Source organism: Pseudomonas lurida, assembly GCF_013522705.1.
Taxonomy (GTDB): Bacteria; Pseudomonadota; Gammaproteobacteria; order Pseudomonadales; family Pseudomonadaceae; genus Aquipseudomonas; species Aquipseudomonas quebecensis.
The window spans coordinates 237,562-252,315 of sequence record NZ_JAAMRE010000005.1; the positions used below are offsets into that span (position 1 = coordinate 237,562).

Annotated in this window: 11 protein-coding genes; 6 read left to right on the plus strand and 5 right to left on the minus strand. The window is 61.2% G+C overall.

Features of this window, described 5'->3' with window-relative positions; translation table 11 throughout:
• Nucleotides 1–60 precede the first annotated feature (60 nt).
• Nucleotides 61–1,824, plus strand: a complete 1,764-nt coding sequence (locus G7025_RS07000; protein WP_181077624.1) for a cation:proton antiporter — start codon at nucleotides 61–63, stop codon at nucleotides 1,822–1,824.
• A 13-nt stretch (nucleotides 1,825–1,837) separates the two neighbouring features.
• Here G7025_RS07000 and G7025_RS07005 read toward each other — a convergent pair whose 3' ends face one another.
• The 3 genes from G7025_RS07005 to uvrD all read right to left on the minus strand — a co-directional run bounded on the left by G7025_RS07005 (nucleotide 1,838) and on the right by uvrD (nucleotide 5,601).
• The gene (locus G7025_RS07005; protein WP_181077625.1) at nucleotides 1,838–2,245 is read right to left on the minus strand and encodes an SMI1/KNR4 family protein; all 408 of its coding nucleotides are present in this window, start codon (nucleotides 2,243–2,245) and stop codon (nucleotides 1,838–1,840) included.
• Nucleotides 2,246–2,379: 134 nt separating this feature from the next.
• Nucleotides 2,380–3,246 (minus strand): Tim44 domain-containing protein, encoded by an 867-nt coding sequence (locus G7025_RS07010; protein ID WP_034101550.1) that lies wholly within the window; start codon nucleotides 3,244–3,246, stop codon nucleotides 2,380–2,382.
• A 171-nt stretch (nucleotides 3,247–3,417) separates the two neighbouring features.
• On the minus strand, nucleotides 3,418–5,601 hold the full coding sequence (gene uvrD / locus G7025_RS07015; protein ID WP_181077627.1) for a DNA helicase II: 2,184 nt from the start codon (nucleotides 5,599–5,601) through the stop codon (nucleotides 3,418–3,420).
• Nucleotides 5,602–5,869: 268 nt separating this feature from the next.
• Between uvrD and G7025_RS07020 the strand changes: the two genes are divergently transcribed.
• From G7025_RS07020 to G7025_RS26720, 3 genes are all read left to right on the plus strand, one after another.
• Nucleotides 5,870–8,743 (plus strand): EAL domain-containing protein, encoded by a 2,874-nt coding sequence (locus G7025_RS07020; RefSeq protein WP_181077628.1) that lies wholly within the window; start codon nucleotides 5,870–5,872, stop codon nucleotides 8,741–8,743.
• Nucleotides 8,744–8,905: 162 nt separating this feature from the next.
• Nucleotides 8,906–9,772 (plus strand): transcriptional regulator HexR, encoded by an 867-nt coding sequence (hexR, locus tag G7025_RS07025; RefSeq protein WP_003177007.1) that lies wholly within the window; start codon nucleotides 8,906–8,908, stop codon nucleotides 9,770–9,772.
• A 149-nt stretch (nucleotides 9,773–9,921) separates the two neighbouring features.
• Nucleotides 9,922–10,119 (plus strand): PA3496 family putative envelope integrity protein, encoded by a 198-nt coding sequence (locus G7025_RS26720; protein ID WP_253509817.1) that lies wholly within the window; start codon nucleotides 9,922–9,924, stop codon nucleotides 10,117–10,119.
• Here the strand turns inward: G7025_RS26720 and G7025_RS07030 are convergent.
• A complete protein-coding gene (locus tag G7025_RS07030; RefSeq protein ID WP_181077630.1) occupies nucleotides 10,049–11,023 on the minus strand; it encodes a LysR family transcriptional regulator in 975 nt (324 codons plus the stop codon). The genes G7025_RS26720 and G7025_RS07030 overlap by 71 nt on opposite strands.
• A 195-nt stretch (nucleotides 11,024–11,218) precedes the next feature.
• On the opposite strand from G7025_RS07030, the gene G7025_RS07035 reads away from it, so the two are divergent.
• Nucleotides 11,219–12,634: an acetyl-CoA carboxylase biotin carboxylase subunit gene (locus G7025_RS07035; protein ID WP_034101546.1), complete on the plus strand. Its 1,416-nt coding sequence runs from the start codon at nucleotides 11,219–11,221 to the stop codon at nucleotides 12,632–12,634.
• A gap of 100 nt (nucleotides 12,635–12,734) precedes the next feature.
• Nucleotides 12,735–14,543, plus strand: coding sequence for a sodium-extruding oxaloacetate decarboxylase subunit alpha (oadA, locus tag G7025_RS07040; RefSeq protein WP_181077632.1), 1,809 nt, complete (start codon nucleotides 12,735–12,737; stop codon nucleotides 14,541–14,543).
• Between the two features lie 63 nt (nucleotides 14,544–14,606).
• Here the strand turns inward: oadA and G7025_RS07045 are convergent.
• Nucleotides 14,607–14,754 (minus strand): transposase (locus tag G7025_RS07045; protein WP_181077633.1); only part of this gene is annotated, 148 nt, incomplete at its 5' end.

The following is a 14,754-nucleotide window of genomic DNA, read 5'->3' on the forward strand; positions in this document are numbered from 1 at the left end:
GCCTTTAAGGGTACGAGCTGAAGTGGGAAAACTGCCGGTACCCTCAAGGAGCCCCTCGCCATGCACGCCATCAGCTTCATTCAGGACTTGGCTGTGATCATGTTGGTGGCAGGGGTGGTGACCGTCCTGTTTCATCGGCTCAAGCAGCCGGTGGTGCTGGGGTATATCGTCGCCGGGTTTATTATTGGCCCGCACACGCCGCCCTTCGGGCTGATCCACGACGAAGACACCATCAAGACCCTGGCCGAGCTGGGGGTGATTTTCCTGATGTTCTGCCTGGGCCTGGAGTTCAGCCTGCGCAAGCTGTTCAAGGTTGGCGCCACGGCGTTTATCGCGGCGTTCCTGGAAATCATCCTGATGATCTGGATCGGCTACGAAATCGGGCGCTGGTTCGACTGGAGCACCATGGATTCGCTGTTCCTCGGCGCGATCCTGGCCATTTCTTCCACAACCATCATCGTCAAAGCTCTCAATGACCTGAAGATGAAAGACCAGCGTTTCGCCCAGCTGATTTTCGGCGTATTGATCGTGGAAGACATCCTCGGGATCGGCATTATCGCGCTGCTGTCGAGCATTGCCGTGAGCGGCACGGTCAGCTCCGGCGAGGTGTTCTCCACGGTCGGCAAGCTCTCGCTGTTCATGATTGTGGCGCTGGTGATCGGCATTCTGCTGGTGCCGCGGCTGTTGGCCTACGTGGCCAGATTTGAAAGCAACGAGATGTTGTTGATTACCGTATTGGGCCTGTGCTTCGGTTTTTGCCTGCTGGTGGTCAAGCTGGAATACAGCATGGTGTTGGGCGCGTTCCTGATCGGAGCGATCATGGCCGAGTCGCGGCAGTTGATTAAGATCGAGCGCCTGATCGAGCCGGTTCGCGACATGTTCAGTGCGATTTTCTTTGTCGCCATCGGCCTGATGATCGACCCCCAGATCCTGCTGCAATACGCCTGGCCGATCGCGGTGATCACGGTGGCCGTGGTGCTGGGCAAAATGCTCTCCTGTGGCCTGGGGGCATTTATCGCAGGCAACGATGGGCGCACTTCGCTGCGGGTGGGGATGGGACTGTCACAGATTGGCGAGTTCTCCTTCATCATTGCCGCGCTTGGGATGACGTTGCAGGTGACCAGTGACTTTCTGTATCCGGTGGCGGTGGCGGTTTCGGCGATTACAACCTTGCTTACGCCCTATCTGATTCGCGGTGCCGATCCGTTGTCATTGAAGATGGCGGCAGTGATGCCCCAGCGCATGAGCCGGGTGTTCGGTCTGTATGGCGAGTGGCTGCGCAGCATTCAGCCTCAGGGAGAGGGTGCGATGCTGGCGGCGATGATCCGCAAGATCGTCCTGCAGGTTGGGGTGAACCTGGCGCTGGTAGTGGCAATCTTCCTGGCCGGCAGCTATTTCGCCGCCCGTATCGGTGGCTATCTGGAGGGTTGGGTCAGCGATCCCAGCTGGCAGAAGGCGTTGATCTGGGGCGGCGCATTGCTGTTGTCGCTGCCGTTCCTGATCGCGGCGTACCGCAAGCTCAAAGCGCTGTCGATGCTGCTGGCGGAGATGAGCGTGACACCGGAAATGGCTGGACGGCATACCCAGCGTGTGCGGCGTGTAATCGCCGAGCTGATTCCGATTCTGTCGCTGCTGGTGATCTTTCTGCTACTGGCCGCGTTGTCGGCCAGTATTCTGCCGACCAACAAGTTGCTGGTGTTGATCGCGGTGGTCACGGCAGCGGTGGCGGCGGTGCTCTGGCGCTGGTTCATCCGCGTGCATACGCGCATGCAGGTCGCGTTGTTGGAGACGCTGGATAACCATAAGGATACGCCGGAGCACTGAAGGGCCTGTGGACTCAGCTTTCCAGCCAGACGTCCCGCGCCCAGTGCCAGACCGATTCCCAGGTTTCTTCCTGGATGAGTTCTTCTTCAGCGGACCACAGCACCACGGTGCCGTCTTCCTCGACGCAGTAGTAGTCGTCGCCGTCCTGGCAGATCGGAATCAAACTGCGATCGACACCGGCATCCCATGCATTGGCGGCCACATCCGGCAGGTAGGTGTGGGATTGTGGGTCGGTGACGGTCACCGGCTCCAGGCTGCCGTAGACCACGTCGCTGACGGTCAGCAGGAACTCGCGGAAGACAAAGGGGATGTCGATGAACAGCTGTTCTTCGATTTCCACCAGCAGGTCTTCGTCAGGCAGTTCCAGCGGAACCGGGACCGGTTCGTTGGCTTCACGCAGTTGTTCGATGATTTCTTCCACGGCCGGGATCCTCTTGCTGATGGCGCGGGTTAATAGGGGCGTTTTATACAGTAGCTCGCTATAAGTGCAACCGTGAAATAGAAAACCCCGGACAGGTCCGGGGTTTCGGTGTTGCTGGCTCAAGCGAGTACGGATCAGCCGTTCTGGCGGATACCGGCGACCAGCCATGGCTGGTTGTCGCCCTGGGCACGTTCCATGTTCCAGCTTTCGCTGAACGCTTCGCCCTGGTCGAAACGCGAGGTTTTCGACACACCGCTGAAGGTCAGGGTGGCGATGGTCTTGTCGGCGCGGTCATCCACACCGTCAAGCTGGACGCGCAGGTCGTCGATGTAGGTCGACTGGAAACCGTCGCCCAGGTCGGCGCGTTCGCGCTTGAGGAACTCCAGCAGTTGCGGGGTCACGAACTCGGCGATCTTGTCCATTTCATTGGCGTCCCAGTGTTGCTGCAGGGACTGGAAGTGGCTGCGGGCCGCTTCGATGAAACGTTCTTCGTTGAACCAGGCCGGTGCATTGATCACCGGACGGGCGGCAGGTGCGGCCGAACCACCGAAGATCGAACCCATGGCCGGCTTCTGCTCGAACACTTCACGCTGCATTGGCGCGCCGGCCGGAGCCAGGTGCTCCTGTTGCTTGCGGCGACGAGCGGCGATGAAGCGGAAGATCACGAACGCGATGACCGCCAGGATCAGGATGTCGAAGATCTGCATGCCCTGGAAGCCGCCACCCATAAACATGGAGGCGAGCAGGCCACCGGCGGCGATACCTGCCAGTGGGCCCAACCAGCGCGAAGCGCCGCCGGCCTTGGCCGCAGCGCCAGCCGCACCGGCTGCGCCCGCAGTGGCTGCTGCACCGCCGGCACCGGCGGATGGGGCCATTTGGCTGGTCTGGTGAGTGGGCGCTGCGCCCGAGCTTTTGCCACCACCGAAGCGTTTGGCGTTGGCGTCGAGGCTCATCGTCAGGCCGATGCACAACGCCATGGCGATGCTAAGAAAACGTTTCATAAAGGGAATTCCCATTTGTGGATTGCACGCGCGCCATGTTGCACAGGTGTAATGACAGTGGCTAGCGACATAATGTTTCGGGCTTTTGCGTAGGACGAAATCCGAAGGGTCTGTAGGACTAATTACAGATATCGGCCCACCCACCACAAACCGCGCCTTGCCTGGTCCAGGTCAAATCGCTTCGAGCTTGGCGTAGCCCATCATCAGCCACTTGCTGCCCTCGGCGAAGTTCACCTGCACGCGGGCCTGGGCACCGGCGCCTTCGAAGTTGAGGATCACGCCTTCACCGAAGATCGCATGTTTGACCTGCTGGCCCAGGCTGAACGGCGTTTCCGGAATCTCGGAACCGGCGAACATGTTGCTGGAATTCTGTTGCTGACCACCGCCGAACGGGCGACTGACGCTGTTGGACAAGCGCACTTCCTGAATCAGCCCTTTCGGCACTTCGCGTACGAAGCGCGATACCTTGTTGTAGGTCTCGCTGCCGTAGAGTCGTCGGGTCTCAGCGTAAGTCATCACCAGGTTCTGCATCGCCCGAGTGATACCGACATAGGCCAGGCGGCGCTCTTCCTCAAGGCGGCCAGGTTCTTCCAGGCTCATCTTGTGCGGGAACAGGCCTTCTTCCATGCCCACCAGGAACACGTAGGGGAATTCCAGGCCCTTGGCGCTGTGCAGGGTCATCAGCTGGATGCTGTCTTCGTGCTCGTCGGCCTGAGTATCGCCGGCTTCCAGCGACGCGTGGCCGAGGAACGCGGCGAGCGGGGTCAGCTCTTCGTCTTCTTCGGTGGTCTCGAAGGCGCGGGCCGCGCTCACCAGTTCCTCAAGGTTTTCCACCCGGGCCTGGCCTTTCTCGCCTTTTTCCGCCTCGTGGTAGGCAATCAGCCCGGATTGTTCGATCACGGTCTGGGTCATCAAGTGCAGGGGCATCTGCTCGCACTTGGCCGCAAGGTTCTCGATCAGTTCGACAAACACGCCCAGCGCCCCGGCCGCTCGACCGGTCAGGCCCTTGTTGGCGATCAGCAGGCGCATGGCCTCCCACATCGACACATCGGCGTGACGCGCGTGCTCGCGGATCGCTTCAACGGTTTTCTCACCGATGCCACGAGCCGGAATATTGATCACCCGTTCCAGCGCCGCATCGTTGCCCCGGCCTTCCAGCAAGCGCAGGTAGGCCATGGCGTTCTTGATTTCCGCGCGTTCGAAGAAGCGCTGGCCGCCATAGATGCGATACGGGATGCGCTCGCGCAACAAGGCTTCTTCCAGTACCCGCGATTGGGCGTTGGAGCGGTACAGGATGGCGATGTCGCTGCGCGCCAGGCCGGTTTTCAGGGCGCTTTCGATGGTTTCCACCACATAGCGCGCCTCGTCGTGTTCGTTGAAGGCGGCGTACAGATTGATCGCTTCGCCTTCGCCGCCGTCGGTCCACAACTCTTTGCCCAGGCGCCCGGTATTGTTGGCGATCAAGGCGTTGGCGGCTTTGAGAATGCCGGCAGTGGAGCGGTAGTTCTGCTCCAGGCGAATCGTCACCGCGTCCGGGAAATCCTCGGAATACTGGTAAATGTTCTCGATTTTCGCGCCGCGCCAGCCGTAGATCGACTGGTCGTCATCGCCCACTACCATCAGGCTGTCGCCGCCCTTGGCCAACAGGCGCAACCAGGCGTATTGCACGGCGTTGGTGTCCTGGAACTCGTCCACCAGGATGTGGCGGAAGCGCTTTTGATAATGGGCCAGCAAGCCCGGGTTATCGCGCCACAGGTCGAGGGCGCGCAACAGCAGTTCGGAGAAGTCGATCACGCCGGCGCGCACGCAGGCGGCTTCGTACGCCTCATAAATGCTGCGCATGGTGGCCAGGAACAAGTCGCCGCTGGCCTGGATATGTTGCGGGCGCAGGCCTTCGTCTTTCTGGCCGTTGATGAACCACTGGGCCTGACGCGCGGGCCAACGCTGTTCGTCCAGGCCCAACTCGCGAATGACGCGCTTGACCAGGCGTTGCTGGTCGTCACTGTCGAGGATCTGGAACGTCTGGCTCAGGCCCGCTTCCTGCCAGTGCGCACGCAACAGGCGGTGTGCCAGGCCGTGGAACGTACCGACCCACATGCCGGCCGGGCTGATACCCATCAGCTGTTCGATGCGGTGGCGCATCTCGGCGGCCGCCTTGTTGGTGAAGGTCACCGACAGGATGGAATGCGGGGACGCGTTTTCGACCTGGATCAACCAGGCGATACGGTGCACCAGCACTCGGGTTTTACCGGAGCCAGCACCGGCCAGGACCAACTGACGGCCAACGGGGGCGGCTACGGCCTGGCGTTGGGCATCGTTGAGGGAATTAAGCAAAAGAGAGAGATCATCGCGCATCGGCGCATTCTATGGCTCCCAGCAGAGTGGGGCAAATGCCAATGCCGGGCGGTCAACGCAAAACGTTCGGCGCACGCCGTGCACGGGTGCGGCGGATGACCGGTAAGTCAGGCAGTGCAGCCCGCGCGGTGTCTCGCTCAAGCCGTCTGGCCCACAGGTTTGCGTGGCGCGGCCGTGAGGTTTTTATGACGTGGAGCAGTTTGGCCGCAGCGCTTGCTTGTGTATGCTCCGTCGACGTTTCGGGCTCACCATTATAAGAACACTGCCTATGACCCTCAGCACCGATCTGCCCGGCCCTTCGGCGATGCCCGCGCAGGTTATCCACAAACAGTACGCCACCGAGCTGGCAGTCGAGCGCACGCGTCTGCTGTATCAGGGCTCGTTGCTGCCGACTCTGCTGATGTTGGTCAACGGGATGGTCTGCGCCTGGTTGCTGTGGACCCCTGCGCAATATTTGCTCGACAGCATCTGGCTGGTCTGGCTGCTGGCGCTGGTGGCACTGCGCGTGATCCAAGTGGCGGCGTTCGATTCGGCCATGCCCAGCCGCCAGGCCCAGCCGGTGTGGCGGCGCATGTTCATGCTCGGTTCGGCGGTCAGTGGCCTGACATTGGCGACTGCCGCCATCGCCCTGGCGCCGGTCAACAGCTTCATGCAACAGGCCTGGGTGTTTGGGCTGATCGGCGCGGCCACCTTGTCGGCCAGCGTGGCGTATGCCGTGAGTTTTCCCGCATTTCTGTCATTTGCCTTGCCCTGCCTGGTGCCTTCCATCGTCTATCTGTTCTGGAATGGTGAGCCGCAGCAACAAGGTTGGGGGGTGTTGGGCCTGATTCTGCTGGCGTCCTTGAGCCTGGTGGCGTGGCAGGTCAATCGCCTGATCCAGCGCGGGTTATTGCGCCGTTTTCAGAATCAGGCGCTGATCGAGCATCTGCAGCGGGCGCAGCAGCGCAGTGAGCAGTTGAATCACGAGCTGGTGCGTGAAGTCGAGCAACGGCGCCAGGTCGAGCAGGAGCTGCGCGATGTGCAGGTCGGCCTGCAGGATCGCGTGGCGCAACGCAGCCAGGAGCTGGACCTCGCCAGCCAGGCCCTGAATAAAAGCGAAGCCCGCCTGGCCATGGCGCTGCAGGCCAGTGAGTTGGGGTTGTGGGACTGGAACCTGCAAACCGACGAGGTGCACCACACTCAAATCAAAGAGCTGTTCGGCCTGGAGCCTGAATGCGTCACCGCTATGCTCAGCCACCTCAAGCCGCGCCTGCATCCCGACGACTTGCCGCTGCTCAAGCGCGCGCTGGTGGAGCATCTCAAAGGACGCAGCGAGGACTACCAGGTGGAATACCGGGTGCGGCACGGCGACGGTCACTGGGTCTGGATCGAAGACCGTGGCCGCGCGGTTGAACACGGGCGCGGTGGGCGTGTGACCCGTATGCTCGGCACACGCCGCGATATCAGCGCCGGCAAAGCCCTGGAAGAGCAGCAGCGCCTGGCGTCGACCGTCTTCGAGGCTGCCAGCGAAGGCATCGTGATTCTCGATCCGGACTATAAGCTGATTGCGGTCAACCAGGCCTTCAGCCGCGTCACCGGTTTCGAGCGCGACGACATGCTGGGTCGTAATGTCGTGGAGTTGCCCAGCAGCCGCGATGCGCGGCGTCATTTTCCGATGATCCGCCAGGCGCTGCTCAATCATGGCACCTGGCAGGGCGAGCTGGTTGAAACGCGCAAGAATGGCGAACTCTACCCGCAGTGGCTGCAATTGAACGTTGTGCGTGATGTGCGAGGAAATGTCAGCCACATTGTGGGGTTCTTCGCTGATCTGTCGGCGCGGCGCGAGTCCGAAGAGCGTATGCGCTACCTCACCCATTACGATGAGTTGACCGGCCTGGCCAACCGTTCGCTGTTCCGCGAGCGCCTGCGCGAGGCCCATCAGCGCGTGCGCCAGGGGGGCCGCAGCCTGGCGCTGCTGCACATCAACCTGGATCGCTTCAAACTGCTCAATGACAGCCTGGGGCATGAAGTGGCTGACCAGTTGCTGCAGAAGATGGCCCGGCGCTTGATCAATGCACTGCCCGAAGCCGACACCATTGCGCGGTTGTCCGGGGATGAATTTGCGGTGTTGTTCGATGCCTACGGCAGTTTGTCGAGCCTGGCGCGGGTGGCCACGCGATTGCTGGCCAAGCTGCGTGTGCCGGTCACGGTGGACGGGCATGAACTGGTGGTCAGTGCGTCGATGGGTGTCAGCCTGTTGCCGGACAATGCGCGGGAAATTTCCGCGCTGGTCAGTCAATCCAACATGGCCATGCAGCATGCCAAGCACCTGGGCGGCAATAACTTCCAGTTCTATACCGACAGCCTGCAAGCCAGCACGCTGGAGCGCCTGCAGCTGGAAAACCATCTGCGCAAGGCCATCGACGAACACCAGCTCAGCGTGTTCTACCAGCCCAAGTTATGCCTGGCCACCGGCAAGCTTAATGCTGCGGAGGCGCTGATCCGTTGGGAACATCCGCAGTGGGGCATGGTGCCACCCAGCGAATTTATCGGCCTGGCCGAAGAGACCGGCCTGATCGTGCCGCTGGGCGAGTTCGTGTTGCGCCAAGCCTGCCGGCAGGCCTGCGAATGGCAACGCCAGGGGCTGGCGCCGATCCGAGTGTCGGTGAACCTGTCGGTGCATCAATTGCGTCAGGGCAAGCTGGTCAGCCTGGTGCGCCAGGTCTTGGAGGAGACCGGCCTGGACCCGCAATACCTGGAGCTGGAACTGACCGAAAGCCAACTGCTCGACAGCGTCGAACCGATCATCGCGACCTTCCAGCAACTGCGAGACCTGGGGGTGAAGCTGGCGATCGACGATTTCGGCACCGGGTATTCGTCCCTCAGTTATCTCAAGCGTATCCCGGTGGATTACGTGAAGATCGATCAAACATTCATTCGCGGGCTGGGCCAAGGTCGTGAAGACGCGGCCATTACCCGAGCGATCATCGCCATGGCGCACGGGTTGGCGCTCAAGGTGGTGGCCGAAGGTGTGGAAGATCAACAACAGCTGGACTTTCTGCGCGCCGAGCAATGTGACGAGGTGCAGGGCTACCTGATCAGCCGGCCGATGCCAGCCGACGGGCTCGCGGATTTGTTGCGGGGAAATGCGGATTTATCTTAGCGACGCCGACCGCGCCCGTGTGGCTACAAAGTGTGTGCCCTTTGAATCACAGGGCAGCAGGGCGATTTAGTGATGCGTTGGACGGGCAAAACGGCAATTCTTGTAGTATAACTACAAGCTTGCTACATCCCCTGGCCCTGCCAATAACAAGAGTCCTGCCCTTTGAACCTGTTGCAACATATCGCCCAGTCGCGCCACCTGTTACGCAAATCGGAACTCAAGGTTGCCGATCACGTGCTGCTTGACCCTGCGGCCGTGATGCACAGTTCCATGGCCGACCTGGCCCACAGCGTGGGCATCAGCGAGCCGACCATCGTGCGGTTTTGCCGCGCCATCGGTTGCTCCGGGTTCCAGGATCTGAAACTCAAGCTGGCCCAGAGCCTGGCCGCCGGCGCCAGTTTTGGCCAGTTCGCGATCCACGAAGACGATTCCGTCGCCGACTACAGCCTCAAAATCTTCGACACCACCTTGCACACCCTGATGGAAGTGCGCGAAAAGCTTGATCCGGTGGAACTGCAGAAAGCCGTGACAGCCATGTCCCAGGCTCAGCGTGTGGAATTCTACGGCTTCGGCGCCTCCGGTGCGGTAGCGGCCGATGCCCAGCACAAATTCTTCCGTCTGCTGCTCACGGCGGCGGCCTACAGCGATCCGCATATGCAAGCGATGTCGGCCGTGACCTTGAAGCCAACCGACGTGGCGATCTGCATTTCCCAGTCGGGCCGCTCCAAGGACTTGCTGATCACCGCCAACCTGGTGCGTGAAAGTGGCGCATCGTTGATCACCCTGTGCCCGAGCCAGACGCCATTGGCGGAGTTGTCCACGGTCAACCTGGCTATCGACGTGCACGAAGACACCGAGATCTACACCCCGTTGACCTCGCGGATCGCCCATCTGGTGGTGATCGATGTGCTGGCGATGGGCGTAGCCATGGCCCGTGGCCCGAGCCTGGTCAATCACCTCAAGAGCGTGAAGCGCAGCTTGCGCAGCCTGCGTCTGTCACCCAAGTCCGTCAAAGCCCTCGACGACTGAACACTGTACATACATCCCAATGTGGGAGGGGCAAGCTTCCTCCCACATTGGGATGCTCCTGTATGTCCAGAATCTTCATCAGGTTGTCATCGCCCCGTCATCCCTCGCGCCCATTCTGAGCTCCCCGCACTTGCATTGGGAGATTCCAAATGGCACGTCCCTACGAAGACAGCAACAGCGCCGTAAAGACCCGTCGTCAGCAGGAAGACCAGCGCCGCATGGCGTTCCGTCGCGCAATCGAAGACCGTTGTGAGGAGCGCCAGTTGCTCCAGAGCATCAGTGACTATCCGGAGCTTCATTGGCAGGCACCCGCGGCCGCCCAGCGAAGCGCTCAGCCAGGGCGCTGATCTGCTGTCGTTCGCTGCGGATAAAGCCCAGAAACGCATGGGCCACCGGTGACAGGCGCTTGGCCTTGGCCTGCACCAGGCACCAGCTGCGCAACAGCGGCAGTTCTTCCACCGGCAGCTCCTTGAGCCCGCCGGTGGCCAGTTCCAGGTTCAAGGCGTGGCGCGTCAACAGGGCGATGCCCAGGCCGGCCGCGACGCATTCACGCTGGGCTTCGGCCGACGCCACTTCCACCGTCTGGGTGAAGTGCACGCGTTTTTCCTTGAAATACTCTTCGCACGCCAGCCGCGTACCCGAACCGGGTTCGCGCAGCAGCAACGTGTAGGGCTCCAGGTCCTGCAGGCGCAGCGGCCCTTGCAGGCTCAACGGATGGTCCGGCAGCGCCACCGCGACGATGGGGTTGTTGAGGAAGGGCAGGAACTCCAGGCCCATGTCCTGAGGCACCATGGACATGATCACCAGGTCGTCCCGGTTGTCCGAGAGGCGGCGGATCACCTGGGCGCGGTTGACCACGGTCAATTGCAGTTGCACCTCCGGGTGCTGGCGCTTGAAGGCGGCGAACAGGTGCGGCACGAAGTACTTGGCGCTGGACTCCACCGCCAGCTTCAACTGGCCTTGCAGCGAGCCTTGCATGTCCGACAGCTGCATATCGAGGTTTTCCAGGCGCCCAAAGATATCGCGACTGGCCCGTTGCAGGGCTTCGGCGGCCTCGGTCATGTAGAGTTTTTTGCCGACATACTCGAACAGCGGCTGGCCGATCAGCTCTTCGAGCTGGCGGATTTGCAGGCTGACAGCCGGTTGCGTGAGTGACATTTCCTCGGCCGCGCGGCTGTAAGAGCGCAAATCGCACACCTCGTGGAATATCTGCAGCTGACGTAATGTCAGTCGCATCAATGACTTGCGCATAATTTTGTCTCCACCTCCGAGGCCGTCCGGCCAACTATAAGTCTTTACTTATGCACGACCCAATAATTATTGATTTTTGTTAATCCCTTGCGCAGCTTAGTGTGTGTCTCGCGACTGGCCTGAAACATTTGGTCACGCGCCGACCCGGCTCCAGCGGGTCGAAGAACGCAGCAATCGGCTCAAGGGAATTTCCAAGTGATAAAAAAGATCCTGATCGCCAACCGCGGTGAAATTGCCGTCCGCATCGTGCGTGCGTGCGCCGAGATGGGTATCCGTTCGGTCGCGGTCTATTCCGATGCCGACCGCCACGCGTTGCACGTCAAACGGGCCGACGAAGCCCACAGCATCGGCGCCGAGCCCCTGGCCGGCTATCTCAACCCGCGCAAGCTGGTGAACCTGGCGGTGGAAACCGGTTGCGATGCGCTGCACCCCGGCTACGGCTTCCTGTCGGAAAATGCCGAATTGGCGGACATCTGCGCCGAACGTGGGATCAAGTTCATCGGTCCCGCCGCTGAAGTGATCCGCCGCATGGGCGACAAGACCGAAGCGCGCCGCAGCATGATCAAAGCCGGCGTGCCGGTCACCCCCGGCACCGAAGGCAACGTGGCCGACATCCACGAAGCGCTCACCGAAGGCGACCGCATCGGTTACCCGGTGATGCTCAAGGCCACGTCCGGTGGCGGCGGTCGCGGTATCCGCCGCTGCAACAGCCGCGAAGAACTCGAACAAGCCTTCCCGCGCGTGATCTCCGAAGCCACCAAGGCCTTTGGTTCGGCGGAAGTGTTTCTGGAAAAATGCATCGTCAACCCCAAACACATCGAGGCGCAGATCCTCGGTGACAGCTTTGGCAACGTAGTGCATTTGTTCGAGCGCGATTGCTCGATTCAGCGTCGCAACCAAAAGCTGATCGAGATTGCCCCCAGCCCACAGCTGACCCCCGAACAGCGCGCTTACATCGGCGACCTGTCGGTGCGCGCGGCCAAGGCCGTGGGCTACGAGAATGCCGGCACCGTGGAGTTCCTGCTCGCCGAGGGCGAGGTGTACTTCATGGAGATGAACACCCGGGTGCAGGTGGAACACACCATCACCGAAGAAATCACCGGGATCGACATCGTCCGTGAGCAGATCCGCATCGCCTCGGGCCTGCCGCTGTCGGTGAAGCAGGAAGACATCCAGCACCGTGGCTTTGCGTTGCAGTTTCGCATCAACGCCGAAGACCCGAAGAACAACTTCCTCCCAAGCTTCGGCAAGATCACCCGTTACTACGCACCCGGCGGCCCCGGCGTGCGCACCGACACGGCGATCTACACCGGTTACACGATCCCGCCGTTCTACGACTCCATGTGCTTGAAACTGGTGGTCTGGGCGTTGACCTGGGAAGAAGCCATGGACCGCGGCCTGCGTGCCCTGGACGACATGCGCCTGCAAGGCGTGAAGACCACCGCCGCCTACTACCAGGAAATCCTGCGCAACCCGGAATTCCGCAGCGGCCAGTTCAACACCAGTTTTGTGGAAAGCCACCCTGAGCTGACCAACTACTCGATCAAGCGCAAACCCGAAGAGCTGGCCCTTGCCATCGCCGCCGCCATCGCCGCGCATGCGGGTTTATGAATAAACAGCGGCAAGTTGCAAGCGGCAAGCTGCAAGTAAAAGCAGAGTGGCTTTTTCTTGCGGCTTGTAGCTTGAAACTTGCCGCTATGAGGAGATACCAATGACTAAAAAGATCTTCGTTACCGACACCATCCTGCGCGACGCTCACCAATCGTTGCTCGCCACCCGCATGCGCACCGACGACATGCTGCCGATCTGCGACAAGCTCGACAAAGTCGGCTACTGGTCCCTGGAAGTCTGGGGCGGCGCGACCTTCGACGCCTGCGTGCGCTTCCTCAAGGAAGACCCGTGGGAGCGCCTGCGTAAACTGCGCGCCGCGTTGCCCAACACCCGTCTGCAAATGCTGCTGCGCGGCCAGAACCTGCTGGGCTACCGCCACTACAGCGATGACGTGGTCAAAGCGTTCGTGGCCAAGGCCGCAGTGAATGGCATCGATGTGTTCCGCATTTTCGATGCGATGAACGACGTGCGTAACCTGCGCGTGGCCATCGAAGCAGTAAAAGCCGCCGGCAAGCATGCCCAGGGCACCATCGCTTACACCACCAGCCCGGTGCACACCATCGACGCATTTGTGGCCCAGGCCAAGCAAATGGAGTCCATGGGCTGCGATTCGATCGCGATCAAGGACATGGCCGGCCTGCTGACGCCGTACGCCACCGGTGAACTGGTCAAGGCGCTGAAAGCAGAGCAAGGCCTGCCGGTTTTCATCCACTCCCACGACACCGCCGGCCTGGCCGCGATGTGCCAACTCAAGGCCATCGAAAACGGTGCCGACCATATCGACACCGCGATCTCCAGCTTTGCCTGGGGCACCAGCCACCCAGGTACCGAGTCGATGGTCGCCGCGCTCAAAGGCAGCGAATTCGACACTGGCCTCGACCTGGAGCTGCTGCAGGAAATCGGTCTGTACTTCTACGCTGTGCGCAAGAAGTACCACCAGTTCGAAAGTGAATTCACCGCCGTCGATACTCGCGTGCAGGTCAATCAGGTACCGGGCGGGATGATTTCCAACCTGGCCAACCAGCTCAAGGAGCAGGGCGCGCTCAATCGCATGGGCGAAGTGCTGGCGGAAATCCCGCGCGTGCGGGAAGACCTCGGCTTCCCGCCACTGGTCACCCCGACCTCGCAGATCGTCGGCACCCAGGCGTTCTTCAACGTGCTGGCCGGTGAGCGCTACAAGACCATCACCAACGAAGTGAAACTCTACCTGCAGGGCGGCTATGGCAAGGCGCCGGGCGTGGTGAATGAAAAGCTGCGGCGTCAGGCCATCGGCAGCGAGGACGTTATCGATGTACGCCCGGCCGACCTGCTCAAGCCGGAAATGACCAAGCTGCGCGGTGAAATCGGAACACTGGCCAAATCCGAAGAGGACGTGCTGACCTACGCGATGTTCCCGGACATCGGGCGCAAGTTCCTCGAGGAGCGCGACGCAGGCACCCTGGCCCCTGAAGTGCTGTTGCCGATTCCCGAGGCGGGCAGCGTAGCCCGCGCCGGTGGCGAAGGCGTGCCGACCGAATTCGTCATCGACGTGCACGGCGAAAGCTACCGGGTCGACATCACCGGCGTCGGCGTGAAGGCCGAAGGCAAGCGCCACTTCTACCTGTCCATCGACGGCATGCCCGAAGAAGTGGTGTTCGAGCCGCTCAACGAATTCGTCAGCAGTGGCGGCAGCCAGCGCAAGCACGCAACAGCGCCGGGCCATGTGAGCACCGCGATGCCGGGCAATATCGTCGACGTGCTGGTCAAGGAAGGCGATGTGGTCAAGGCCGGCCAGGCCGTACTGATCACCGAAGCCATGAAGATGGAGACCGAGGTGCAGGCCGCGATTGCCGGCAAAGTGACCGCCGTGCATGTGGCCAAGGGCGACCGGGTCAACCCTGGCGAGATCCTGATCGAAATCGAAGGCTGATCCAGCCTTCGACACAACCGTTTAATCCTCGGGGGAGCAGGTGCTCCCCTTTTTTTTGGTTCTTCACGGATTGCCGGGAAAGATGCTCTTGATCTTCATGAAAAAGAATTCGCTGTCCCGGTAACCGTACGCCATTCGTTTGATGACCTTTATTCGATTGTTTATTCCTTCCAACTGACCGGTGTGCATTGGCCAGCGTACCCGGCTCACG